The organism is Metallumcola ferriviriculae (assembly GCF_035573695.1).
Classification (GTDB): domain Bacteria; phylum Bacillota; class JADQBR01; order JADQBR01; family JADQBR01; genus Metallumcola; species Metallumcola ferriviriculae.
This window is the reverse complement of the sequence record NZ_CP121694.1, coordinates 1,867,727-1,893,178: the sequence shown is the minus strand read 5'-3', so window position 1 is coordinate 1,893,178 and position 25,452 is coordinate 1,867,727. Positions and strand designations below refer to the sequence as shown.

Annotated in this window: 27 protein-coding genes; 3 read left to right on the top strand and 24 right to left on the bottom strand. The window is 44.8% G+C overall.

All coding sequences use genetic code 11. The features are described 5' to 3' along the window. Nucleotides 1-15: 15 nt before the first annotated feature. From hemH to MFMK1_RS09475, 7 genes are all read right to left on the bottom strand, one after another. On the bottom strand, nucleotides 16-924 hold the full coding sequence (gene hemH / locus MFMK1_RS09505; protein WP_366921477.1) for a ferrochelatase: 909 nt from the start codon (nucleotides 922-924) through the stop codon (nucleotides 16-18). A gap of 40 nt (nucleotides 925-964) precedes the next feature. Then, on the bottom strand, nucleotides 965-1,999 hold the full coding sequence (gene hemE / locus MFMK1_RS09500; RefSeq protein ID WP_366921476.1) for a uroporphyrinogen decarboxylase: 1,035 nt from the start codon (nucleotides 1,997-1,999) through the stop codon (nucleotides 965-967). A 526-nt stretch (nucleotides 2,000-2,525) separates the two neighbouring features. Beyond that, nucleotides 2,526-3,704 (bottom strand): acetyl-CoA C-acetyltransferase, encoded by a 1,179-nt coding sequence (locus MFMK1_RS09495; RefSeq protein ID WP_366921475.1) that lies wholly within the window; start codon nucleotides 3,702-3,704, stop codon nucleotides 2,526-2,528. 40 nt (nucleotides 3,705-3,744) lie between these two features. Next, the gene (locus MFMK1_RS09490; RefSeq protein WP_366921474.1) at nucleotides 3,745-5,754 is read right to left on the bottom strand and encodes a heterodisulfide reductase-related iron-sulfur binding cluster; all 2,010 of its coding nucleotides are present in this window, start codon (nucleotides 5,752-5,754) and stop codon (nucleotides 3,745-3,747) included. 166 nt (nucleotides 5,755-5,920) lie between these two features. After that, the gene (locus MFMK1_RS09485; protein ID WP_366921473.1) at nucleotides 5,921-6,886 is read right to left on the bottom strand and encodes an electron transfer flavoprotein subunit alpha/FixB family protein; all 966 of its coding nucleotides are present in this window, start codon (nucleotides 6,884-6,886) and stop codon (nucleotides 5,921-5,923) included. Between the two features lie 61 nt (nucleotides 6,887-6,947). After that, nucleotides 6,948-7,700 (bottom strand): electron transfer flavoprotein subunit beta/FixA family protein, encoded by a 753-nt coding sequence (locus MFMK1_RS09480; RefSeq protein WP_366921472.1) that lies wholly within the window; start codon nucleotides 7,698-7,700, stop codon nucleotides 6,948-6,950. A 30-nt stretch (nucleotides 7,701-7,730) separates the two neighbouring features. Continuing rightward, entirely contained in the window at nucleotides 7,731-9,098 is a 1,368-nt protein-coding gene (locus MFMK1_RS09475) for an acetyl-CoA hydrolase/transferase family protein (protein ID WP_366921471.1), read from the bottom strand. A 506-nt stretch (nucleotides 9,099-9,604) separates the two neighbouring features. Between MFMK1_RS09475 and MFMK1_RS09470 the strand changes: the two genes are divergently transcribed. After that, nucleotides 9,605-10,081, top strand: a complete 477-nt coding sequence (locus MFMK1_RS09470) for an HD domain-containing protein (protein ID WP_366921470.1) — start codon at nucleotides 9,605-9,607, stop codon at nucleotides 10,079-10,081. 25 nt (nucleotides 10,082-10,106) lie between these two features. Here MFMK1_RS09470 and MFMK1_RS09465 read toward each other — a convergent pair whose 3' ends face one another. From MFMK1_RS09465 to ychF, 4 genes are all read right to left on the bottom strand, one after another. Further along, a complete protein-coding gene (locus tag MFMK1_RS09465) occupies nucleotides 10,107-10,262 on the bottom strand; it encodes a hypothetical protein (RefSeq protein ID WP_366921469.1) in 156 nt (51 codons plus the stop codon). Continuing rightward, the gene (locus tag MFMK1_RS09460) at nucleotides 10,259-11,386 is read right to left on the bottom strand and encodes an aminotransferase class I/II-fold pyridoxal phosphate-dependent enzyme (RefSeq protein ID WP_366921468.1); all 1,128 of its coding nucleotides are present in this window, start codon (nucleotides 11,384-11,386) and stop codon (nucleotides 10,259-10,261) included. Before MFMK1_RS09460 ends, MFMK1_RS09465 begins: the two co-directional genes overlap by 4 nt. Beyond that, nucleotides 11,374-12,816: an HDIG domain-containing metalloprotein gene (locus tag MFMK1_RS09455; RefSeq protein WP_366921467.1), complete on the bottom strand. Its 1,443-nt coding sequence runs from the start codon at nucleotides 12,814-12,816 to the stop codon at nucleotides 11,374-11,376. The genes MFMK1_RS09460 and MFMK1_RS09455 overlap by 13 nt, the downstream gene beginning before the upstream one ends. A gap of 190 nt (nucleotides 12,817-13,006) precedes the next feature. Continuing rightward, on the bottom strand, nucleotides 13,007-14,074 hold the full coding sequence (gene ychF, locus MFMK1_RS09450) for a redox-regulated ATPase YchF (RefSeq protein WP_366921466.1): 1,068 nt from the start codon (nucleotides 14,072-14,074) through the stop codon (nucleotides 13,007-13,009). A 134-nt stretch (nucleotides 14,075-14,208) separates the two neighbouring features. Between ychF and MFMK1_RS09445 the strand changes: the two genes are divergently transcribed. Beyond that, on the top strand, nucleotides 14,209-14,568 hold the full coding sequence (locus MFMK1_RS09445) for a hypothetical protein (RefSeq protein WP_366921465.1): 360 nt from the start codon (nucleotides 14,209-14,211) through the stop codon (nucleotides 14,566-14,568). 4 nt (nucleotides 14,569-14,572) lie between these two features. Here the strand turns inward: MFMK1_RS09445 and hslO are convergent, their stop codons facing one another. Genes hslO through lspA form a run of 5 tightly spaced genes read right to left on the bottom strand, consistent with a single transcriptional unit; the run spans nucleotide 14,573 to nucleotide 17,855 of the window. Then, nucleotides 14,573-15,463 carry an Hsp33 family molecular chaperone HslO gene (gene hslO, locus MFMK1_RS09440; protein WP_366921464.1) on the bottom strand — a complete coding sequence of 297 codons (891 nt, stop codon included), beginning with the start codon at nucleotides 15,461-15,463 and terminating at the stop codon, nucleotides 14,573-14,575. 31 nt (nucleotides 15,464-15,494) lie between these two features. Next, on the bottom strand, nucleotides 15,495-16,217 hold the full coding sequence (gene pduL, locus MFMK1_RS09435) for a phosphate propanoyltransferase (RefSeq protein ID WP_366921463.1): 723 nt from the start codon (nucleotides 16,215-16,217) through the stop codon (nucleotides 15,495-15,497). 4 nt (nucleotides 16,218-16,221) lie between these two features. After that, a complete protein-coding gene (locus tag MFMK1_RS09430; RefSeq protein ID WP_366921462.1) occupies nucleotides 16,222-16,473 on the bottom strand; it encodes a putative signal transducing protein in 252 nt (83 codons plus the stop codon). Nucleotides 16,474-16,495: 22 nt separating this feature from the next. Further along, complete coding sequence (locus tag MFMK1_RS09425; protein ID WP_366921461.1) at nucleotides 16,496-17,404, bottom strand: RluA family pseudouridine synthase; 909 nt, start codon at nucleotides 17,402-17,404, stop codon at nucleotides 16,496-16,498. 1 nt (nucleotide 17,405) lies between these two features. After that, nucleotides 17,406-17,855, bottom strand: a complete 450-nt coding sequence (gene lspA / locus MFMK1_RS09420; RefSeq protein WP_366921460.1) for a signal peptidase II — start codon at nucleotides 17,853-17,855, stop codon at nucleotides 17,406-17,408. 104 nt (nucleotides 17,856-17,959) lie between these two features. On the opposite strand from lspA, the gene MFMK1_RS09415 reads away from it, so the two are divergent. Further along, nucleotides 17,960-18,169, top strand: a complete 210-nt coding sequence (locus MFMK1_RS09415; RefSeq protein WP_366921459.1) for a DUF1540 domain-containing protein — start codon at nucleotides 17,960-17,962, stop codon at nucleotides 18,167-18,169. Nucleotides 18,170-18,176: 7 nt separating this feature from the next. Here the strand turns inward: MFMK1_RS09415 and MFMK1_RS09410 are convergent, their stop codons facing one another. The 8 genes from MFMK1_RS09410 to gcvT all read right to left on the bottom strand — a co-directional run bounded on the left by MFMK1_RS09410 (nucleotide 18,177) and on the right by gcvT (nucleotide 25,436). Next, nucleotides 18,177-18,458, bottom strand: a complete 282-nt coding sequence (locus MFMK1_RS09410) for a DUF5665 domain-containing protein (protein WP_366921458.1) — start codon at nucleotides 18,456-18,458, stop codon at nucleotides 18,177-18,179. A 156-nt stretch (nucleotides 18,459-18,614) separates the two neighbouring features. Further along, entirely contained in the window at nucleotides 18,615-19,982 is a 1,368-nt protein-coding gene (locus MFMK1_RS09405; RefSeq protein WP_366921457.1) for a PFL family protein, read from the bottom strand. 11 nt (nucleotides 19,983-19,993) lie between these two features. Continuing rightward, nucleotides 19,994-20,275 carry an ACT domain-containing protein gene (locus tag MFMK1_RS09400; protein ID WP_366921456.1) on the bottom strand — a complete coding sequence of 94 codons (282 nt, stop codon included), beginning with the start codon at nucleotides 20,273-20,275 and terminating at the stop codon, nucleotides 19,994-19,996. A gap of 254 nt (nucleotides 20,276-20,529) precedes the next feature. Beyond that, on the bottom strand, nucleotides 20,530-21,135 hold the full coding sequence (pduL, locus tag MFMK1_RS09395) for a phosphate propanoyltransferase (RefSeq protein ID WP_366924912.1): 606 nt from the start codon (nucleotides 21,133-21,135) through the stop codon (nucleotides 20,530-20,532). Between the two features lie 56 nt (nucleotides 21,136-21,191). Continuing rightward, entirely contained in the window at nucleotides 21,192-22,628 is a 1,437-nt protein-coding gene (gcvPB, locus tag MFMK1_RS09390; protein ID WP_366921455.1) for an aminomethyl-transferring glycine dehydrogenase subunit GcvPB, read from the bottom strand. Next, on the bottom strand, nucleotides 22,625-23,965 hold the full coding sequence (gene gcvPA / locus MFMK1_RS09385) for an aminomethyl-transferring glycine dehydrogenase subunit GcvPA (RefSeq protein ID WP_366921454.1): 1,341 nt from the start codon (nucleotides 23,963-23,965) through the stop codon (nucleotides 22,625-22,627). The genes gcvPB and gcvPA overlap by 4 nt, the downstream gene beginning before the upstream one ends. Next, on the bottom strand, nucleotides 23,966-24,349 hold the full coding sequence (gene gcvH, locus MFMK1_RS09380) for a glycine cleavage system protein GcvH (RefSeq protein WP_366921453.1): 384 nt from the start codon (nucleotides 24,347-24,349) through the stop codon (nucleotides 23,966-23,968). Nucleotides 24,350-24,353: 4 nt separating this feature from the next. Further along, nucleotides 24,354-25,436, bottom strand: coding sequence for a glycine cleavage system aminomethyltransferase GcvT (gene gcvT / locus MFMK1_RS09375; protein ID WP_366921452.1), 1,083 nt, complete (start codon nucleotides 25,434-25,436; stop codon nucleotides 24,354-24,356). Between the last annotated feature and the right edge of the window lie 16 nt (nucleotides 25,437-25,452).

Genomic DNA, 25,452 nt, shown 5'->3' with positions numbered 1-25,452 from the left:
TTATAACACCTCTAACTAGCCCTGAATAATATCTTGAACAATGTCTGCCAAGGCAGTAATAAACTGGGGCTCATCATTTAACGCTTCTGAACGCTGCATATTTAGGCCCAGTTCTTTTGCATGATTTTTTATTATAATATCAATATCGTAGAGAGTTTCAACATGGTCAGAGGCAAAACTTAGCGGCACCAATAACACGTTGGCTTGACCACTTTGCACCAAACTATCCAAAACTGTCTCAACTTCCGGACCCAGCCAGTCACCTTTACCGCCGCCCTTGCTCTGGTAGGCAAGGTGCCACTGATGTCCCGGCAGTAACTGCACCAAAGACCTTACTGTAGCATCTAACTCATCTACATATGGTTCACCCTCTGCCATGTACGCAGTAGGCAAACTATGGGCACTGAAAATTATTTCTACATCGTTGCGGTCTTTTTTCGGAAATTGCAGCAATGCTTGCTTAATTCTTTCGTAATATGCTTTTATTGCTTCCGGGTGGTCATACCATCCCCGGGCAAAAACAACCTCTGCCGGCGGTTTCATTTCTTCCATCACACGCTGAACTTCATTACGGTAAGCGCCGGTGCTTACCCGAGAATAATGAGGCGAGAGACTGACTGCAATAATTTTTTCCACACCCAAATCAATCAGGGCGGAAATTCCCTTTTTAATATCGGGTCGAGCGTAACATAAACCCACTTCCACAGGAATATTCAATACCTTTTGTAATACCTGCGCCTGGTTTTTAGTTATTTTCACCAACGGTGAACTACCACCGATTAAACGATATCTTTCTTTAATTTTCTCCATTGCCGCAGGGGGAAGTTTTTTACCTCCAAGCAAGCTAGAAACGAAAGGTTCTATTGCTTCCGGTTTATCCGGCCCGCCAAAAGCCATCAGCAGTACGCCAAATTTGTTCTGCATCTAGCAACCTCCTTGACTACCGTTTCAGCAACGCCAAAAGTTAACTACGTTTACTGTGCTTCTGTACCGCTTCCACCATAGCAATCACATTCTCTACCGGCGTTTCCTTATTAATGCCATGACCGAGATTAAAAATATGCCCCGGACGGTTATCCGCCTGTTCAAGAATATCCTTTACCTTCTGTTCAATTACCTTTGGCGGTGCCATTAAAGTAACAGGGTCTAAATTCCCTTGTATGGCCTTATCATAGCCAATCCGCTGCCATGCTTGGTCCAAGTTTATCCGCCAATCAACACCGATTACATCCCCGCCTGCTTCGGTAACTTTCTCCAGCATGGTAGAAGCATTATTGGCAAAATGGATAACCGGCACGCTGGTTTCCTTTAACTGCTCCATGACAAAACGGGAATGGGGCATCACATATTCCTGATAATCCTTAGGCGAAAGAGTACCCACCCAAGAATCAAAAACTTGTACCGCTTGAGCACCGGCCTCTACTTGAGCCTTCAAATAGCTAACCACTACTTTAGCAATCTTATCCATTAGTTCGTGCCAAACATTCGGTGCCTGCCACATCAAACTTTTGCAGTTTAAATACGTTTTTGACCCGCCGCCTTCAATCATATAACTGGCCAGAGTAAAGGGTGCACCAGAAAAGCCGATTAGTGGAACCCTTCCATCCAATTCTTTGCGCACTAATTTAATGGCCTCCAAAACATAGGGCACATCTTCTTCTGGTTCGATCAGTCTTAGATTATTTACATCCTGTTCATTGCGTACGGGATTGTGTAACACCGGTCCCTCCCCTTTGGCAAACTCCAAATCCATGCCCATACCTTCCAAAGGCAGTAGAATGTCTGCAAAAAGTATCGCGGCATCCACACCGATGCGGTTAACAGGCTGCAATGTTACTTCCGCAGCCAGTTCAGGGGTTTTACACATCTCTAGGAAAGTATGTTTTCTGCGGATTTTCATGTATTCTTCCATGTACCTGCCAGCCTGACGCATCAACCATACCGGCGTGTATTCCACCTTTTCTCGCCTACAGGCCCGTAAAAAAAGATCGTTTTTCATATTCTTCCTCCTTCATGCCCCTACCGGGCAGTTTGTGACATTAAGTACAATCACTGTAATCTCACATAGATTTCGACAATGGAGATTAAATTCCTTTTTTTATTTCCCCTCACCATTCCTATGCCCAGCATTTCCCTAAATTAAACAAGTAATGACAACTGGAATAGCAAAAACCTTTCTGGCAGAACAAAAGCATTTCATGCCTTCGGCCTCAAAAGGTAATGCTTTTGCACCCAAGGGCATTAAGATCGACTAGGCAACAAGTTGCCAAGTCTCTCTATATTCTTACCCAGGGAACCCCTGGGTGCTGCGCACCCGGCCGCCTCACCGACTCGGCGGCGCTCGTACCTTGGCGTCACTTATTCGTGACGCCACTCGCCCTAGGTCGCTTCGCTGTGACCCTCCTGCATTTAACATAAGGGGGCATGCCCCCTTAACAACCCCCATGTATAGGAAATTATCCACAACCCATAATTTCCTATACATAGAAAAAAGAGATACCCAAAAGAGTATCTCCCGATAATTTCTATTTCCGCTCCAGGACCAGCGCCGCGCCTTGGCCACCGCCAATACACAGAGTAGCCAGACCCAATCCGCTTTCTCGCTTTATCATCTCATAAAGCAGAGTAATCATAATTCTGGCGCCACTTGCACCGATAGGATGACCAATGGCAATGGCACCGCCATTAACATTGACTATTTCTTGTTTCAGTTCCAGTTCGCGACAAACAGCAATAGCCTGAGAAGCAAAAGCTTCGTTGGCTTCCACCAAGTCCAAATCCTTGACAGTTATACCCGCACGCTTTAAAGCCTTTTGGGATGCGGGAATAGGTCCCACTCCCATAATTGCCGGGTCCACACCTGCTGTTGCTGAACTTCTAATGTAGGCCATTGGCTTCAAACCCAAACTATCTGCTTTGTCCTTGGACATAACCAATACTGCTGCCGCACCATCGTTAATACCTGATGCATTACCTGCGGTAACAGTACCGCCTTTTTTAAATGCCGGCCTAAGTGATGCCAATTTCTCCAAAGTAGTAGCCCGGGGATGCTCGTCAGTGTCAAATATAACGGGCTCGCCTTTGCGCTGCGGTATTGAAACAGGTACGATCTCATCCTTAAACTTACCCTCTGAAATCGCTTTAATTGCCCTCTGCTGACTTTCAAACGCGAAGGCATCCTGTTCTTCCCGAGATACATTAAACTTTTCCGCAACATTTTCTGCGGTAATTCCCATATGAATATCATTAAATGCGCACCAAAGGCCGTCTTTAATCATCTCGTCAGCAACTTTACCATCACCCATACGTTGACCCCAACGAGACTGTTCCAACAGATAAGGGGCCATACTCATACTTTCCATACCCCCGGCCATCACTACATCTGCTTCACCGGCCTTAATCGCCTGAGCTGCCTCCCCTACTGTCTTCAATCCTGAACCACACACGATGTTTAAAGTGTACGCCGGCACTTCTACCGGGACCCCCGCTTTGACAGATGCCTGTCGGGCTGGGTTTTGCCCTAAACCCGCTTGGAGAACATTTCCGAAAATAACTTCATCAACTTCCGCCGGGTCTAGATTAACTCGCTTTAGCGCTTCTTTAATAACAAGAGCACCTAAGTCTACGGCAGGGGAGTTATTCAATGACTTGCCGAAACTACCCACTGCTGTACGGACGGCACTAACTATCACTACTTCCTTCAAGAACTTTCACTCCTTCCTCAGGTATATAAACCCAATTAAACTAATGTAATGCTTTTTCTACCAATTCAGCAATGTCAAAAGTGTTCATTTCCGTGTCTTCATAGTTCTTCAAACCATCCTCAATCATGGTGAGACAGAAGGGACAGTTGGTCACTACAGTACCGGCACCGGTCGCCACAGCCTGTTTCGTTCTTTCCTCATTAATTCTGCTGCCCAATGTTTCTTCCATCCACATGCGTCCACCGCCTGCGCCGCAGCAGAAGCTTTGATTATTGTTCTTTTCCATCTCCTTGATAGTGCCGCCTAACCGGTCAATGACCTGACGCGGTGCTTGATATTCGTCATTGTAGCGACCCAAGTAACAGGAATCGTGGTAGGTAACTTCAAGATCCGTAGATTTGCAAAGCGGCAGTGCACCGGTGTCAATAAGTTCACGAATATATTGAGTATGGTGGACCACTTCGAAATCAGCGCCAAACTCTGGGTATTCATTTTTTAAGGTATTAAAGCAATGCGGGCAGTGGGTAACTATCTTTTTGATGCCGTATGACTTAATGGTTTCGATGTTTTCTTCTGCAGTCATCTGGAACAAATATTCATTACCAATGCGTCTTGCAGAATCGCCGCAGCATTTTTCTTCCGTGCCCAGAATCCCGAAATTAATTCCAGCGGCCTGCAGCACTTTTACCACTGCAGCAGCAACCTTTTTATTACGGTCATCAAAAGCACCTGCGCAACCGGGCCAGTAAAGTATATCCACATCGCTGTCTTCTTCTAGGATTTTCACATCTAATCCCTCAGCCCACTTTGCTCGCTCGGCAAAGCCCACACCCCACGGATTAGAGTTATTCTCTAAATTGCGGAATACAGTTTGAACTTCTGCCGGGAAGTTGCTTTCTTCCAATACTAAATGCCGCCGCATACCAATAGTTTTATCTATATGCTCAACCAAAGACGGGCATTGCTCCTGACAAGCTCGACAAGTGGTACAGCTCCAAATTGTGTCTTCGCTGAACACATCTCCGACCAAAGATTTTTCTTCGGCTGCCGCCGTTTCCGCAGTCACTTCTTCACCGGTACCTATCGACTGCTTAGCACTGCCGCAATCTTCTAGATAAGCCTTCAAATCTTGAGTCATTTCTTTTGGAGACAACGGCTTCTTTGTCAGGTAAGCGGGACAGTTATCCTGGCATCTGCCGCAGCGAGTACAGGCTGCGGTATCAAAAAGCTGTTTCCACGTAAAGTGCTCAAGCTGAGAAACACCATAGTTTTCCAGGTCTTCATTCTCAAAATCAATACCAGCTAATGCCCCTTTGGGCCTCAATGTACTGAAAAATTGATTTAATGGGGTTGTAACAATATGCAGCAATTTGGAATAAGGCAGGTATGCAATAAAGCCGAAAGCCAAAAGAAGGTGCAACCACCAAAAGAACACATGAGCCCCACTTAAAGCGCCGGCTGACATAACACCAAATACCTTTCCGATTACCATTCCCACCGGTGACCAAGCGGCCCATGGGTCTTGAGTTGCCGTAATACGGAACCCTTCTAGGATAAAGCCGGTGACAATTATTAGTAACAGCAAATGCAAGCTATAACCATCATCCGGTTTGTTGTCCAAACGGTCCGGTTTTAGCACATAGCGGCGGTAATATGCTAACAAAATACCGACAATTGCAGCTAGGCCTCCCAAATCCAATAATAAGGAAAGCCATAAATATAAGCTGCCGTGATAGATTTCTAAACCAAAGTCTGCCTGCAGAGCTACGACAGTGGTACCCAGAACGAATAAAATAAAGCCGTAAAAAATCATGCCATGCATGCTGCCGGCATAACCCTCCCGTAAAATACGCCGATGACTGAAAGTATGAACCAAGACATTATAAATGCGTGTCGGTATATCATCTGTTCTATTTTCCGGAAGTCCCCTCCGCCAAAGCTTGTATTGACGGTAAATACCATATCCGAATATTACCAGTGCCACCAAAAATAAGAGATACATAAAACCGTGTCCATGGATATTCCAGTAAAGCTGACGACTAGCAGTCATTACTGTTCCTCCCCCTCTAACAAAAATATTCCGTAATTAAAGCTAAATCTCGTGCCAACAAGAAAAGCTATTTCATCATTATACATCTAGGATTTAAGAACCATAGATAAGTCAATGTATAAAAATCAACCAAGGGTACGGATAAAAATATCCGCACCCACATTGATTAAACAACCTTTTTAAACTCCTCGGTAAGTACCGGTACAACCTTAAACAAATCATTTACAATGCCGTAATCTGCCATATTAAAGATGTTTGCTTCTTCATCCTTGTTAATGGCGGCAATGTATTTTGAAGAACTCATGCCTGCTAGGTGCTGGATAGCACCGCTGATACCGCAGGCAATATAAAGTGTTGGTGATACGGTCTTTCCTGTCTGTCCCACCTGATACTGATGCTCACGCCATCCGGCGTCTACTGCTGCCCGGGATGCACCTACTGCTGCTCCGAGTACGTCTGCCATCTGTTCCAAAATATCAAAGTTCTCCGGTCCTTTCATGCCCCGACCGCCGCTGACGATGATGTCTGCCTCGGTCAGCAGTACTCTGCCGCCGCTTTGCTGCTTTACTTCTTTTACTTTGGCGCGGATGTCTGCTAGGTCCACATCTACTGTTTCTATGTTGGCGCTTGTTTCAGCTGCTTCGCCGAGGTCTTGGACGTTGGGCCGGAAGGTTGCTACTACCGGTTTGGATAATACTTTGCTCTTAGTGAATGCTTTGCCGGCGTAAATGGGGCGGGTAAATACTAACTGGTCCGCTTCTACTTCTACGGCGGTTATGTCGCTGACCATGCCGGCTCCTGCTTTTTGGGCTACCCGCGGTGCTAGGTCTTTACCAAATGCGGTGTGCCCAAAAAATACTGCATCGGGTTCATTTTCTTCTATCAGCTCACTGATTACTTGACTGTATCCCTCGCTTGAATAGGTGCCTAGCTCTTCGTCTTCTGCTACGTATACTTTTGCTGCTCCGTAGGCTGCCAGGCTATCTGCCAGTCCTTCTATTTCGTCACCTATCAGTACTGCTTCTAATTCTGTTCCCAATTCTTCGGCTAATTCTTGTCCCTTACTCAACATTTCTAAGCTTACTTTCTTTAATTCGCCGTCACGCTGCTCGGCGATTACCCATATAGCCATGTTTCTCCCTCCACTTTTGTTTTGATTTGGTCTTCTGTTGCTTTTTTTATCTTTCTTTATCTTAGATTACTTTGGCTTCTTCTTTTAACAGCCGCACTAATTCTTTCCCGGCTTCTTCGGCTTCGCCTTCGATGATTTTCCCTGCTTCTTTCTTGGGCGGCAGGAATATTTCTAATATTTCTACTTGCTTTTCTACTTCGACTCCCAGCTCTTCGGGTGTTACCTGCTTTAGTTCTTTTTTCTTGGCCTGCATAATGCCTTTCAGGCTGGGGTAGCGGGGTTCGTTTAATCCTTTTTGACAGGTGACTACTGCGGGCAGTGGTGTTTCTACTATTTCACTGCCTCCTTCGATTTCTCGAGTACATTCGGCTTGACCGTCTTTTAGCTCTAATTTGGTTACTACGTTTACCTGGGGCAGGTCTAATTCCTGTGCCAGTCGGGTTGCTACCTGGCCTGAACCGTCATCGATGGCTACATGACCGCCTAATATTAGGTCGTATTCCATCCCTGCCACTGCTTCGGCCAGTACTTTCGCTACGGCGTATTCGTCTCCCTGGGGGTTTTTCACCAGCACGGCTTTGTCTGCACCCATCGCTAATGCTTGACGCAGCGCTTCCTGGGCTTGGTCATCTCCTACGCTGATTACTGTTACTTCTCCTCCCTGGGCTTCCTTGATCTTTAGGGCTTCTTCCACGGCAAATTCGTCGTAGGGATTGATGATATGCTTGATCCCCTGGGTTGCGATTTCACCGTCTTTTAGTTCGATCTTTGCTTCGGTGTCGAAGGTTTGCTTAAGACACACTATGATGTTCATTGTTTTGACCTCCTTTGGTTATTTAGTATTTTATATTAAATTTATTTTCTTAGCTTGAAATGTTAATTCTTCGCGATAATCGGGATGAGCAATGTTTATCAAGGCCACAGCACGCTGCTGGGCCGATTTGCCCCGAAGTGCGGCTACCCCATATTCAGTTACCACATGGTCCACATCATTCTTAGTAGTAGTGACAATAGCTCCCGGTTTTAATGTGGAGACAATCTTGGAAACAGCTCCGCCTTTAGCGGTTGAATGCAAAACGATAAATCCCTTGCCTCCCGGCGAGCGGACACAACCCCTGGCAAAGTCCGTCTGTCCACCGGTACCGCTAAAGTGGTAAGTACCGATGCTTTCTGATGCACATTGACCAAATAAGTCCACCTCGATGGTTGCATTAATAGATACCATCTTATAATTTTGACCGATAACATAGGGGTCATTAACATAGGATACCGGATGCATTTCTACATCAGGGTTATGGTCAAGAAAATCGTAAAGTCGCCTAGACCCTCCAGCAAAGGTGCCGATGATTTTACCCTGATGAATAGTTTTCTTGCGGTTAGTAACCGCCCCGCTTTCCACCAGATACACCATTCCATCCGTTAGCATCTCTGAATGAATACCCAAATTCTTTTTCACTACCAATGCCTTACCCACTGCATTGGGCATGGCACCAATACCCAACTGAATAGTGGAAGCATCCTCAATTCTTTCAGCAACGAGCTGGCCTATTTTAATATCTTTTTCCGTTAGAGGCGCATTGGGCAATTCCGGAATAGGGTAATTATGTTCAATAACAAAGTCCACTTCCGAAATGTGAATAAGACTGTTGCCGTGGGTCCGAGGCATTGTCTCATTTACTTCAAGAATAACAATTTTTGCCTCGGCAGCTGCAGTACTGGTATAATCCACCGATACCCCAAAGCTGAAATAACCTTGATCATCCATAGGTGATACTGTACCCATAAAAACATCTACGGCGACATATTTTTCGAAGTACTTAGGATACTCATGAAAATAGCCAGGTGTATAGTCCGACCAACCTTCATTAATCCCTTGTCGGTTATGACCGCTGGTGAACCAAGAATTATGCCGTATATGTGGTGCACATTCCGCATTCAAATACTCGGCCTTTCTAAATGGCAGCATTTGGTCAAGTATGACATCTTCAACTTGATTATGCCGCTGGTACAAAGCGGTTAGCAAAGCCGGCGGTTCTCCACAACCCATAGCTAAGGCAACTCGATCAGCCGATTTGATCACTGTAACGGCCTCTTCTGGAGAAACTAACTTCTTACGATAGGACTCACTGGCTGACTGTGCTGATAGGGGTCGGGGCCATTTAACAAATGCTTTAGCCTCTTGTCTGCTGGTTCGATTGGTTGGTTTATTCATAGCTCCACCTCTCCAGTTTACCACTGTTTTAAAACTCTGGGCTTCTACGGACCTATTCAATTGATATTCAATTGCATCAAATTCTTGCCAACAACCCTTGCTCTGGCCAAAATAAAATTAATGCAATTTTAATGCCATCTCTGGACAACTCCTAAGAACCATGCCAATAAATTAATGGACTGCTGCATAAATGGGCGAGTTGAAAAACATAAGGAAGAAGTTTTATCCTTAAATGTTAAAAATTTCACTATCCTAAATATTATTTTTGCAAAAGTCCTACTAGTCAGAATTCGGCCAATTTGCTAAAATTCCTGCTTTTAGATATTAATAATGTAAATAGATCTGTACAACCAAATATGGTGTATACATTACGATACACTTTTCATAGCACTATACGTTAGGGTTCGGATATGATTAATGAAAACCATAGCATTTTTCTGCTGTATCAAGGATTTGACAATGTAAAAGTGCCGCGATATAGTTAAATAAGGAGGAGGTAATTTAATATGAATAGATTGTCTAAAATTCAGGATTTACTTCTAAAATATATTTATGAGCAAACAGAAAGCGGTATAGAGAGGTCATACCCGCTTAGTTGGGAAATCGTACATATAGCCAGTGCGCCCCAATTTGCTCAACTCCTAGCGGAAAAAAGAGGGTCCGACCCGGAGCTGGCTGCCATTGCCACTGCTGTTCATGACTTTGGTCGAGTTGTAACCGGCATACAAGAAAACCATGCTGAAGCTGGATATATTCCCCTAAAAGAATGGCTGCATCAAACCGGTATCTTCAATGAAAAAGAAATTGAAATAATCGCCCGGGCAAGTAAGAATCATAGCAGCAAAGAGGAAGTGGGCACCGCAGTCGAAGAAATAGTCAAGGATAGTGATATCGTGGACTGCTACCTGCATGGACACCCTATTACCAAGGAGAACCACCGCCGAAGGTTAGCTAAGGTGAAGAAAGAATTACATTTACCTTAACTCAATGCTGAATGAATGGCAGGCCCTACTCCTTATCTTTCTTTTTTATGCCTTCCAGTCGTTTTAACCACTCATCCAATGACAATTCTCGATAGTTATCATTTAAAGGGCAGAGTTCAGTGTTCGCTACACAAACAAAACAATTGGCACAGCGCTTTTCTTTTGTCGTTTCTTTTTTCAAATCTGACCCTCCCGTATAAAACTGAGGAAAACTTCCAGCCGCTTTAACCCTTCATTAAATGTCTCTTCGTCCATGCCAAACCCTATCCGAAAGTTCTTGGGGTAACCAAAAACATTACCGGGTAAAAGTAACACATCTTCTCGCTCCACTAATAAGCGACAAAAATCTTCGGAATCCATATCAATCTTAAGAAAAGGAAAGGCAGTAAAACCACCCAGAGGCCTTTTCCAGGTAATTATATCCGAATGACGTTCCACCATCTCAGCAAAAGCTTGAATGTTTCTTTTTGAAACCATGATTTTTTCAAAAAGAATTCTTTCTCGGTTGCGCAATGCAATGCCCGCTAAAAATTCGCTAGGGGCCGCGCAGCACATAGTAGTATAATCACGTATTTGGGCACATCTTCGCAGCAAATCACGTTCGGTAGACGCAATCCAGCCTACCCGCAGCCCCCCTAAACCATAGGGCTTTGTCAGGTCACCAATGCTTACAGTACCTGGAGATAAGTCTGCACCGGGTTTATTGTTATCAGTATCATAGCTTATCCCTCGATATACTTCGTCAATAACCAGCCTGGTATTATACTTTGCTGCTAAATTAGCAATTTCCTGCATTTCTTCCGGCATAAAACAATGGCCTGTAGGACTGTGCGGTGAATTTATTATCAGCATAGATACTTTCGCCGACAGTACTCTTTCCAATTCCTTTAGATCCCACTGCCACTGGCTGCTGGGACACCATCTCTTTATATTTGCTCCTAGAGATTCAGCAATGGCGTAGAGCGACTGATATATCGGCCACTGTACCACAATTTCTTCGCCGCTGTTTACCTCCGAGAGCATTAAAATGGTAATAGCTTCTGAAGCGCCAGTGGTCACAAATACGTCTTCCGATGCAACACTGCAGTACTGGGATGCAATGTCGCACCGTAATTCTTCCCCGCCATTACTCTCGATATAATCTAATGATAACGATAGATACGCCTCTTTGGCCTTATCGCCACCAAAATTCAGTAGATATCCGGTATTAATCGTGCTGGCGCAACTGGCACATAGATTAATATCTACAGTAAATTCGTATTGGGCGAACCAGCGTTCTAAACTAAACGGCCTTAATCTTTCCAAGTTCCTCTCTCCCCTTCCAATAACCTGCTGGCGTAAGTTAACGCCTCCTGCTTATTACTAATCTTTCCTTCCCACCTAGCCTGCTTGATTTCCTCCTGTAGTTTGCCCACCAAAGTACCTTGGTCAAGTTTAAGGCATTCTTTCAATTCCATACCAGTGACCAAGTTTTCTTCAGCCAGCCGATGAAAGCGTAGATACTTCTCCCACATTTCCAGGATAAATTTTTCAAATTCCGGCTCAATATCTAATGCTTTGGCTTGCCTGGTTGCTTTCACATCCGCATAAGATAACAACAGTACCATTGCCGTGTCCGCCCCTGCTTCCTGAAAAAAGCGCAAATAGGCCTTATCCGTCACTTTTGACTGCACAAACAATGACAGCGGCCGCATATGTAGTGCAGTAACTTTACTCCAACACTGCCGTTCTCTCTTACCCAAGGCCAGTCTATCAGCAAATTGCTCTATGTACTTTACCCCCAACCTTTGGTGATTATGAAAGGTAATCCTGCCATCGGGTCTCCGTACAGCAGTATCAATCTTTCCCACGTCGTGAAACAGTGTTGCCAGTTTCAATAACTGCAGCCGCGTACCCCCTACGGTAAGCTGTTCTGCCAAATAATCTGATGCTATCGTTTTAAATGGTTCGGGCAGGTAATAAGTCCTTGCCTCTTCCAGGGCCTTCAGCGTTCGCAGCGAGTGCGCCCATGCATTTTCAGCGTGGTGGCAATTTTGCTCGGTTTTCTTTAACTGAACAACTTGAGGGAAAATCGTTTCTAAAACCTGCCAACTATCCAATATTTGAAGGTGCTGATAGGCTTTAAACTGACCCAACAGCAGCCACAACTCCTGTTTAATTCTTTCGCCGGCAACTTTACTTAGCAGCGGCGCTGCCTGGTATGCATAATCATGGTACTTTTTGTCCAATTGAAGTCCCAGAACCACGGCCAACCTCAGTCCACGAATGATCCGCACCGGGTCGTTGCTAAAACTGTCCGTACCCACAGGCCTTAATTGCCGCCGTGCCAAATCCTCCAAGCCAAATGTCGGGTCCACTGCTTTTTCCCACCATGAATTGTTTTCCAAGTAATCCTTTACATTTAAAGCAATTGCATTACAAGTAAAATCCCTACGGCACAAATCTTTAAGAAATTGACCACCGGCAGGGCGGGTAATGTCCAACTGCAGTCGCAGGCGTTTAATGACCACCCGATAAATTTCGTGTTCTGTCGATAGTGAAATAAAACTTCCATCAACTTCCCCGGCCAACTTTTGGGCAAACTCGAGACATGGCCCGTTAACCAATAAATCAACATCCTTATTTTGTTCACCCAAGAAAATGTCCCTGACAAACCCGCCTACCAGGAACACCTCTAAATTCATCATATCAGCAAGGTTTCTCGTTTTACTCAATGCCCATAAAATTTCCTGCACTTTCAATTCACCTCTGGAAAAACTTTCTTAGCTGTATTATGCCTCTTATCTCTCGGCTGTACTATTCTTCAAAACCGCCCCTTTATCCTGCCAAAACTAATCGTTCTGTCAAACGTGCAGCTGCTTATAAAAAAATAACCCCGACATCGTTCAGGGTTAAGTCAACGAAATTTTCAATTGTATGGGCCGGCTAAATATTGAATCTAAAGCTAACAATATCACCGTCATGAACAATATAATCTTTATCTTCCAATCGGAATTGACCTTTTTCCTTTACTGCATCCATAGATCCCGCTTGATGGAAATCCTGAAAACTAACCACCTCAGCTCGGATAAATCCCCGAGCAATGTCTGAATGAATTTTCCCGGCAGCCTGTCTGGCTGTTAATCCTTTATCAATGGGCCATGCCCTTACTTCATCCGTACCAACGGTAAGAAAAGAAATTAAACCTAACGTATCATAAATAACCTCTGCCAACCGGACAATGCCCGTCTCTTCAATTCCCATATCCTGCAAGAATTCGACTCTCTCTTCTGCAGGCAGTTCGTTGATTTCCATTTCTACTTTCGCACATATTTCTAACACTCGCAGTCCCATGTCACCACAGTATTTTTTTATTTCTGTTTCCTTAGCATAACCCTGAGACAGCTGCTCCTCGTCTAAATTAATCACTACTATCATTGGTTTATCAGTAAGAAAATGCACATGCTGCAGCAGTTCCTGTTCATCTGCGTTCAATTCCACAGTGGCCACCCGCTGCTCATTTTCCAGAGTTTCCTGAAGTCTTTCCATTACTTTTAATTCTTTTTCCTGTTCGGCAGTACGTTTTTTTGCAGCATTGATACGCTCTATCCTGGTCTCTACTAACTGCAGGTCGGCCAATAAAAGCTCCGAATTCACGGTATCCAAATCTCGCATAGGGTTGACACTACCGTCAATATGAAAGACCTGGTCTTCACGAAAAGCGCGTACCACATGAACCAAGGCATCGACCTGATCTACCCGGGATAAAAATTCTCTGCTATTACCCGACCCTTGGAGACCGGGAATATCTATAATCTCCAATTGAGCAAAAGTAGTTTTCTTTGGCTCAAAGAGTTTGGTCAGCCAATCTATCCTTTTATCAGGAATATTAGCGATTTTAATATTGGCATGGTCGGCATAGGTGCCTATGCTAATGTCAGCCCCGGTAAGTAGTTTGAAAAAAGTAGACTTACCCACCGCAGGCATACCAATCAGTCCACAAGATAAAGCCATTCTTTGTCACCCTTTCCTAATGTCGTACGCCAAGTATTATATCCTACCAAATGCAGGTTGGCAATATTCCCGTTGGACAACGGTCAGCCGATGCGCTACAATAATTGTTAGTTTGATACGAAAGGAGTTTTACCATGCCGGTAAGTCAATTCTTAGTAATTCAAGCATTATTATTTGGCCTTTTTGCCGTCAGTATTTATCTGGTTGGCGGTGCTCAAGGCGTGGCAGCCAATCTTTTAATGAATTTTTTAACTTTTTTCATTGGCGGTTGGGTCATTACAACAATACTAAAAAGCCGCCAACATCTGATTGCCACGGTTTTGGCAGCTACCCTATCCTTTAACCTGGTCACCTACTTATTGAGCATCGGTTTGGGCGCACCCATTCCTTCCACAATACAGTTAAGCGGTGATTTTGTCGTAGTAATCCTATTCTCCGTCAGCGGCATGTATACTCGTTTACGCATGGAAGCGCATAAAGATAATAAACAGTAGAGTCTTATTCTTCTCTAGATTGCTGCAGTAGGCTTTCTAATTCCCTATCTGTGAAGTAATATTGTTCGTTACAAAAATGACAGCGAACTTCAGCACCCTTTTCTTCTTTAATCATCTCTTCTATTTCACTTGCGCCTAGTGATATTAGAATGCCTTCCAGCTTTCCTTTTGAGCATGCACAGGCAAATTCCACCGGCTGCGGTTCATTTATCTTTAGGTCGAACCCGGCCAATACTTTTTCCAGCATTTCTACCGCACTCATGCCCCCGTCAATGGACCTGCTGACTGCCCCCATGTTATCTATGTTTTGTTCTAACTTGGCTACCACTCCTTCAGCGGCATCGGGCAAAAGCTGGACAATATAACCACCCGCGGCCCTAACGGTATTATCGGTATCCACCAGAACTCCCAAAGATACCGCCGATGGGGTTTGTTCTGAATCAAGATAGTACTTAGCCAAATCCTCACCGATTTCACCGCTTACCAGCGGTACACTGCCCGTATAAGGTTCTCTCATAGCAAGATTCTTCGTCACATGGAGCATGCCATTTGGTCCCACTGCTCTACCAACATCCAATTTATGGTCCGGCTGACGAATGGGTAAGTGAACCTGTGGCTGTTGGACATAACCGCGCACGGCTCCTTGGGCATCGGCTACGGCCACCACTGCTCCAAGCGGACCGTCCCCCAAGACACGTAAGGTTACTGTCTCATGACCTTTTAGGGTGTTACCCATCATTACCGCCGCAGTAATTACTCTGCCCATGGCTGCCGTAGCGGTGGGCAATGTTTCGTGCCGCCGCTGGGCTTCCTGTACGGTGTCTGTGGTTACTGCGGCAAAGGCTCTTACTTGCCCTGCTGCAGTAGCCCGAATAATGTAATCGTTATTACTCATAATTATCACTCCAATTACTTATGCTATCCGACTACTTCCTGCGCAAATTGGACAGTATATCTTCCATCATGGCTAGACGTTTTTTTTCATCTACTAGAATTTCGTCTACCGATTGCTCTAATATTCTTAACTGTCTTTCGTCAAACATATTAATAATTTGTTCTAAACGTAGTTTTTTATCATTAACATGAAGTAATTCAGCACCGTCGCCGGTACGAAGATTAGAAGTATTTGCTTCGTCGGTATCAAGATGTATTTCCGTATGTGTATTCTCTGCGGCCACTCTTACCACCACAAAATCAAAAACCAAGCTTCGAGCACCTTTTACTACAACCATGGCAAAATCCTTATGCTGAAAACCAAATTCTTCAGCATCATCAACGGTCATATGTATGTGGCGCATAGCAACTATTAGCCCTTCGGAAATTAGCAATTCCCCGGCAGGGCCAACTAGGGTTACGCTTTCCGAACCCTCAAGATCACCGGATAGGCGTACTGGTACATTGATTCCAATAGTAAAGCCATCAGTTTTCGATATCTCGACTTGAGTTTTAGGGCGAGCCGGACCAATGATGGCAACTTTGCTTAATTCACCCTTGGGGCCGCGTACAGTCAGCCTTTCTTTAGAAATATATTGGGTCGCTATAGATAAATAACGCTCAGGGGTTAATTGATAACCTGCTCCAAATAGTTTTTGCAAATGTTCCTCACTCAAATGGATGTGTCTTGCTGAAACGCCTACCTGAATTTCCAAAACATTATTCCCCCTCGTTAAGTTCTAGCGCGGAGTTGAGGATCTCCCTGGCTTCCTCCCAGCGATCCTCCGGTACAAATACCGTGACCTGAGCCAAAGGACCGGCGTTTAAGCCGTAGACCTGTCCCAGTGCCTCTCCCTGCTGTCTGAATTTAATTCCTTCGCTGCGTAGTATACCAAGGATGATTTCCCTCTCCATGATGTCGGCTACGCGGCATAATTTTTTCCACTTAATTTGGCCGTCTTTTACAGACATCTTCAACTTCTCCTTTATCTCTTCATAATTGGTGAAGAATTTCCTCGAAATAGTTTGGTAAAGGCGCTTTAAATTCTAAATAATTCTTGGTAACCGGATGTTCAAAGCCCAACAATACTGCATGGAGAGCCTGCCCTTTTAAGCCAAAAGGGTTGCGCTGCGGACCGTACTTTGGGTCACCTACCACAGGATGGTTGAGGTACGCCATGTGTACCCGTATTTGGTGAGTACGTCCTGTCTCTAACCGAGCCTCAACCAATGTAAATTGACTAAACCGTTCTATTACCTGATAATGAGTAACGGCACTTTTCCCTGCAGCCACAACCGCCATACGTTTTCGATGGCCAGGGTCCCTGCCAATGGCTGCTTTTACTATTCCTCTAGGTTCGGGCATATTGCCATGAAGCAATGCCAAGTATGCCCTTTTGACAGTATGTTCTTTAATTTGAGCCGCCAAGCCTCGATGAGCAGTATCATTCTTAGCCACCAGCAACAACCCAGACGTATCCTTATCAATGCGGTGTACTATCCCCGGCCGAAGTACACCATTTATTCCTGAAAGGTCCTGACAATGATATAATAGTGCGTTTACCATAGTACCACTGAAATTTCCGGCGGCGGGATGCACTACCATGCCTTGAGGTTTATTCACCACCAGCAGGTGCTGGTCTTCATAGACAATATCAAGTGGGATATTTTCCGGCTTTACAGATAACATTGTTGGCGGCGGGACCATTAATTGAATTTCATCATCCGCCTGTAAACGGTAGTTTGCTTTGCTGACGCTGCCGTTAACCTTGACGGACCCTTCCTTAATCAGCCCCTGAACACGACTACGCGATAACGCGTCGACACGAGCATTTAAAAATACATCTAACCTTTCACCAACGTTTTTATCCCTGACCGTAAATCTTTCCAGATGCTCCGTCACACTAAACTTCCTTTCCATCCTCAGAATCTATTAGCAGTTCGAATGCTAAAAGCGCTACTCCCACCACAATGGCCACATCGGCAAAATTAAATACCGGCCATATCCTAAAATCGAAAAAATCAACTACCAATCCTGTGCGCACCCGGTCAATCAAATTACCTAATGCCCCGCCCAGCTGCAGGGCCAAGCCGTAACGCAGCAGCTTTTGCTCCGGTGAAACTTTCCGATAAATAAAAAGAATTACTAAGGTTACCAATACTGTAATGCCGATGAAAAATGATGTTTTATGAGCCAATAAACCAAAAGCTGCTCCAGGGTTTTTAACATATGTAAGGTGAAATATATTCGTTATCAGGGGGATGGACTGGCCTTGCGTAAAGATAGATACAACCAAATATTTGGTTCCCTGATCCAACGCCAACACTAGCAGTACAATTACAAGAAGTTGCATTTTTTACCTCCAGTAGGGGAATAAATATGATGTAAGTGCCTCCACTATCATACCATTATGTATTTGTTTAGTAAATTACTTACCTTTAAAAGGGGTTGAACGTTATGGAAGTAGTAAACTGTGAGGCGTACAACTGTACTCACAATGATGACGGAATCTGTGAACTTGATGAAATCACCATCACCCAGCGGGGTGTTGATACACATTGCGGCGATTTTGACCGGGATTTAACTGAGGATGAAACCACTATAGTTTTCTCTTACGAAAAGGCGGATGATACCTTAGATACCATGCTGAATAATGAAAATGATTAGATTTCGTTTAATAACGTTGGATAACCATCCGAACAATTTGGGCAATAAAATCACTGATAATGGGCAGATTCAACATTACTACCTGCCTAAGAAGGAAGACTACCAGACCAAGTAATACCGTAATACCCAAACCATATCCCAATCCTCTAGCCAAGCCCGCCAAGAAATTCACATAAGCTAGCCGCCATGGATTTTGCAGCAGCTCCACATATTGAGCCAAACGCATCTTTTCGAAATACAATACCAGTTTTTCAAGCTGCTCAGCAAGCAATTCGTCTTTTTCGGACATTTTTTCTTCCTCCCATGGCATTATTTAATCTGCCCAAATTTTTGGGGCTTATCAATAACTTGACAAAATGGTGCCAGGCACCATTTTGTCAAGTTATTAGTAAAATAGCACTTCCATCTGAAGTGCTATTCACCGTCTGGCCGCTTGATGCCGTTTTTAATTAGTTAAAGCTTGAATCGGCGCCGGAATTCGGCCGCCACGCTTAACAAAAGCGGTGCTCCCGTATTGATTTAGTTTCATTACCGGCGCACTGCCCAGAAGGCCACCAAAATTAACATGGTCACCGGTGGTTTTACCCCAAGCAGGTATTACCCTTACCGCTGTGGTTTTGCCATTTATCATCCCAATGGCCGCTTCGTCGGCTATGATTGCACTTAGGGTCTCCACGGGAGTATCGCCGGGAACCGCAATCATATCCAAACCTACCGAGCAGACGCAGGTCATCGCTTCAAGCTTATCGATACTCAAAGCACCATCTTCCACAGACCGGATCATTCCTGCATCCTCACTAACCGGAATAAAAGCCCCACTCAACCCACCTACATAAGACGAAGCCATTGAACCGCCTTTTTTTACAGCATCGTTCAGCATAGCCAATGCTGCCGTAGTGCCATGGGTACCGCACCGTTCCAGGCCAAATGCTTCTAATATTTGTGCCACGCTATCTCCCGGTGCCGGGGTGGGTGCCAGGGATAAGTCTACAATGCCGAAGGGAACATTTAGTTTTTCCGAAGCTGTTCTCCCTACCAGTTCACCCATTCTGGTTATTTTGAAAGCAGTCTTTTTAACAGTTTCCGCTAACGTGCCAAAATCCACATTCGGTAATTTTTCCACCGCCCGCAGTACCACCCCCGGGCCGCTTACGCCTACATTTATGACTACATCCGGTTCACCCACCCCGTGAAAGGCACCAGCCATAAAAGGATTATCTTCAGGGACATTGCAAAATACCACCAACTTGGCACAGCCGATGCTGTCTCTGTCCCGGGTCATATAAGCCGCATCCTTAATGACTTTACCCATGAAGGCTACCGCATCCATATTAATTCCTGCCTTGGTGCTTGCGATGTTTACCGAAGAACATACCCTCTCTGTTTCCGCTAATGCTTCAGGGATAGACCGCATTAGAACTTCTTCTTCAGGAGTAGCCCCCTTATGTACCAGTGCAGAAAAACCGCCAATAAAATTGACCCCAACTTCCGCCGCTGCTTTATCCATGGCACGAGCAACCAACAGGAAATCCTTATGGGTATTTATCCCGCCAACCAGAGATACTGGTGTGACCGAAATGCGCTTATTTATAATGGGAACACCAAACTGCTGTTGAATTTCCTCCCCGACCGCAACCAGCCTTTCGGCCTTTGAAACAATCCTCTCATAGACCTTATCAGCCACTCTTTTTCCGCTTTCCGCGGCACAATTGCGCAAACTGATTCCCATAGTAATGGTACGAATATCTAGATTTTCCGCCTGAACCATACGAATAGTTTCCAATATTTCATTGGGATGAATAGTAATTGGCATACATTCTCCTCCTAAATCCGATGCATATATTTAAATACCGATTCATGCTGGGCTGTAATCTGAACTCCGATACGGTCACCGACTTCAGTGAGTTTTTGCTTAAGTTCCTCGAAATCAAGATTGCAGTTATCAAGGTCCACTACTAGTATCATCGTTAGAAATTCCTGCAGAACCGTTTGGCTAATATCTAGAATATTTGCATTTGCCTCGGCCAGTACAGTGGTTACTCCGGCTATGATACCGGTTCTATCTGTCCCGACTACAGTCACAATAATTCTATTATCTTTACCCATAGCTATCTCTCCTTTGCGCAGGTGCTTATGAAGCTAAATATTTGTAGTAGTATTCGTAAAGAAGTCAGTAAATCCTGCCTGGAAATTAAATTCGGATTAATCAAACAATTTGTTAGTAAAAATATTTTGCTCCTACCCTATCCTCAATATCCTTTATACCGTAGAATCAACATTTGGCTAAAATAAATGAGCTCACAAGGTTTATGAGCTCTTACAGCAACAATATTATGGAATTTAAACATACTTAAAATGTACTAATGAATTATCTTGACCTCATTGCCCGTTTGAAGTAGAGCGGCGTTAGCCTCATCTGTATCTACATGCATCTCTAACTTGTATTCTTGACTGACCCTTACCAGTACATTTTCCATTACCTGTGCCCTTTCACCCGGAACATGTACCTTGACTTTGCTTTGGTCCTTAACCCCAATTTCTGCTGCATCATCTGGGTGCATGTGGATATGGCGGGCAGCCAAAATTACTCCTTGATCCAAAGCCACAACACCCTGTGGTCCAACCACTGCGACACCAGGAGTACCTTGCACATGTCCCGAATCCCTCACTGGTGGTTTTAACCCCAAGCGGTAGGCATCAGTCATTGATATCTCTATTTGGGTAAATTTCCGCGGTGGGCCAAGAATGCGTACTCCCTCAATAACTCCTCTAGGCCCAACCACCGTTAGCACCTCTTTAGAAGCATATTCCCCTGGCTGCCCAAGTTCTTTTAATTTATTTAACCCATAGCCTACGCCAAACAACATTTCCAAATCTTCTTTTGTTAAATGTATATGGCGATTGGAAACTCCTACCGGAATCGGTAAATCAACAAAATGATGTTCTTTAGTTCCGATACTTTCCATATGCTGAGGGCCTAATTCGGGCATAACTATTCCTCCTGTAGGACTAGAATTTATACTTACAGCCATTTTAATTTCGGTTTGCGCGCTGCGGCTACTTCGTCCAAACGACCAACTGGTGCGTGATGGGGTGCTTCAGTTAAAAGCTTGGGATCTTTAACTGCTTCTGTAATGATTAGTTTCATTACTTCAGCAAACTTTTCCAATGTTTCTTTGCTTTCGGTTTCAGTGGGTTCAACCATCATCGCTTCTGAGACGACCAACGGAAAATAGATTGTTGGCGGATGATAACCGTAATCTATTAATCGCTTGGCAATGTCCAAAGTATGCACATCTTTTTGTTTAGGCTGCATGATAAACTCGTGCTTACATACCCGGTCGAAGGGAATCCCATATCGTTCATGCAGTAATTGTTTTAAATAGTTTGCATTTAGTACTGCGTGTCTGCTCACATCTGTCAGACCATCGGCACCCAGCGCTCGAATATATGTGTATGCTTTAACAATTACATTGAAGTTTCCATAGAATGATTTTATTTTGCCAATACTTAAATCCCGGGCATAGTCCCAATAAAAAGTACTGCCTTCTTCTTCATATTCTACGGTAGGAACTGGCAAAAATGGAGCTAAAAAATGTTTTACACCCACCGGGCCAGAACCCGGACCGCCGCCGCCGTGAGGAGCACTAAAAGTCTTATGCAGATTAAAATGGACTACATCGAAACCCATATCCCCGGGTTTACAGATGCCCATAATTGCATTCATATTAGCACCGTCATAATATAAGAGGCCGCCGGCATCATGAACCATCTCAGAAATTTTTTCAATTTGGGTTTCAAACAATCCTAATGTATTGGGGTTAGTTAACATTAATGCCGCTGTTTCGTCGCTCAAAAGTTTTTCCAATCCATGCAAGTCCACTTCACCCCGATCATTTGAAGCCACTTCCACCGTTGTAAAGCCGCACATTGCTGCAGTAGCCGGGTTTGTACCATGAGCGGAATCCGGTACAATCACCTGTCGGCGCTTTCCTTCACCCCGGTGATGGTGGTAAGCACTGATAATCTTCATACCGGTGAGTTCACCTTGGGCACCTGCGGCCGGCTGCAGCGTCACTCTATCCATTCCACCAATCTCGGCCAAATAATTTTCCATGAAATGAAGCAGTGCTAAAGCTCCCTGACAGTCTTCTTCTCGCTGATACGGATGCACTTGTGTGAAACCGGACAAAGCAGCACCCCATTCGTTAACCTTGGGATTATATTTCATAGTACAGGAACCCAGCGGATAGAATCCGGTATCTACACCGTAATTCAACCGGGACAAGTGGTTAAAGTGCCTCACAAGCTCCTGCTTACTAATTTCCGGTAACACCGCCGCACTTTCCCGCAGCATCCCATCCGGTAGCTGTACCGCTTGATCGGGCACACCAACATCCGGCAATGAATAAGCCTTCCGCTCCGGGCGACTGAGTTCAAAAATTACCGGTTCTGTCATGCTAGACCCTCCCATCGTGATATTGCCTGGTCCAACTGCTCAGGAGTCGTCAACTCATCAACACAAACCAACAAATGGTCTTTTAATGGAGAATGGAACTTTTCTAGATTGATTCCAGCTAACACTCCCTGGTGTGCCAATCTGTCAAGAACATCCTCCAAATCGGGAACCTTAACCACAAATTCCCGGTAATAAGGACTGTTAAATGCTGCTTCTACACCGTTAATTTGGGTAATCTTTGTCTGGAAATAATGCGCCCTTTGATAAAGTAGTCGGGCTAACCCTGCCATTCCGTGCTTGCCCATATAGCTTAAATAAATCGTAGCAGCAAGCGCACAAGATGCCTCGTTGGTACAAATATTCGATGATGCTTTTTCTCTTCTTATATGCTGCTCCCGCGCCTGAAGGGTTAGTACGAATCCGCGTTTACCACTTTCATCTTCGGTTTGGCCGACAATTCTACCGGGCATGCGCCGGATAAATTTATTACCAACAGCAAAAAAACCTAGTAAAGGGCCGCCGAAATTTAAAGGGTTGCCAAATGCCTGGCCTTCACCAACCACAATATCGGCCCCATAGTCTCCCGGCGCTGATAACAGTGCAAGAGATGATGGGTCAGTAACCGCTACAATTAGCAGAGCTTTGCTGTTCTTGACAATTTTACCGATCTCTCCACCGGATTCCACGGTACCAAAAAAGTTAGGGTTTTGCACAACCACCGCTGCCACATCATCATCCAACATTTCCTGTAACTTTTCTGGTTGTGTTCGGCCGTCAAAAAGGGGTACTTCCTCCACCTTGACACCAAGACCCTGTAAATAGGTATCCAGCACCTGCCGATATTCGGGATGTAAGGCCCCGGACACTAGAATTCGTTTAGCACGATTAACCTGCAGGGACATTATTACTGCTTCAGCCAAAGCAGTGGCGCCATCATACATAGACGCATTAGCAGCATCCAGACCAGTCAATTGACATATCATGGTCTGAAACTCAAAGATGGCCTGGAGCGTACCCTGACTTATTTCTGGTTGATAAGGCGTATATGCCGTGTAAAATTCTGAACGCTGCAGTAGTGCGGGAACGACCGACGGAATAGCGTGGCGATATGTACCCCCGCCAAGAAATGATGTGTACTGCTCTATCGTCTGGTTCATTTCAGCCAGTGATACTAAATGTGCTTTTAGTTCACCCTCCCACATCGGACCAGGAAGATTTAATTTGCCCTTGATACGTAAAGCTGCCGGTATGTCCTGAAAAAGTCCATCCCAATCTTCTATACCCAACGCCGCAAACATTTCACTGCGGTCGGCATCAGTATGCGGGAGAAAGTGCATTTATTCCTCCTCCTTGACAAATGTCTCATAAGCGGCTGCATCCATCATAGCATCTAATTCACCAGTATCATTAACCTTAAGTACTATCATCCACCCATCACCGTAGGGGTCTTCATTAACCAACTCCGGAGCCTCCAACAGCTTCTCATTAACCTTCACCACTTCGCCGCTAACCGGCGCATACAAGTCAGAGACCGCTTTGACAGATTCCACCACGCCGAATCCTTCCCCCTTCTTAAAGCTGTCTCCTTCCATAGGCAGTTCCACAAACACCACATCCCCTAACTGGTGCTGAGCAAAATATGTTATCCCTAACGTTACTTGGTTATCCTCGATTTTAGCCCATTCATGTTCCTTTGAATACTTTAACTCTTGAGGATACATTTTTTTATTCCTCCCTTTTATAAAATGGTAATTTCACCAGAATGGCCTTCTTTTGACGACCGCGGATGCTGACTGCCAGCGGGCGACCCTCAACTGCATTGCTTTTGTCTACATAGCCCATGGCTACGTATTTATCCAGGTAAGGGGCTAAAGAACCGGATGTAACTTCTCCAACTCTTTCTTCACCGACTAGAATTTCATACCCCTCTCGTGGTATTCCCCTCTCTTCCATCATCAAACCCACCAATTTTCGTTCCAATCCATTCCGCCGTTGTTTCTCCAAGATTTCCTTGCCAATAAATTGCTTATCCCAGCTGACTGTCCATTTTAGTCGTGCTTCAAGAGGTGTAGTCTTTTCAGTTAACTCATGTCCATAAAGCGGCAAGGATGCTTCCAGACGCAGCGTATCCCTGGCCCCAAGACCACATGGTTTTACCATATCGCTCCTTAAAATTTCGTCCCATAACTCGCCACTCCCATCGGGAGGACAGTAAATTTCAAAACCATCCTCACCGGTATAGCCGGTTCTTGAAACAAGGCAATCAACACTCTTGATACTCATCCTAGCGAATGTAAATGGTTTTAATCGTACTGCAGTGTCACCGCTAACCTGCTCCATTACTTCCACTGCTTTAGGACCTTGCAAAGCCAATAAAGCATATGTATCAGACCGCTCTATCACGTTAGTGTCAATCACTGCATTATCTTTTATCCATTGATAATCTTTATCCTTATTGCCTGCATTGACTACTAATAAAAATTTATCAGGCTCCAGACGATATACCAACAAATCATCGATAATGCCTCCATCCTCCTGACACATAGGTGAATAAAGTATTTCTCCCGGCGATAGTCTTTCGGCATTGTTGGTAATAATTTGCTGCACTGTGTCCAGAGCAGTCTGGCCTTCAACAACTATTTCCCCCATATGGGATACGTCAAAAAGCCCGGCGTTTTCCCTTACTTGGCGATGTTCCTCAATAATGCCACTGTACTGCACCGGCATTTCCCATCCGCCAAAGGGCACCATCTTTGCGCCTAATGCCATATGTCTTTGATAAAGTGGGGTTCTTTTTAATTTAGTCACTTAGCATCATCCCCTA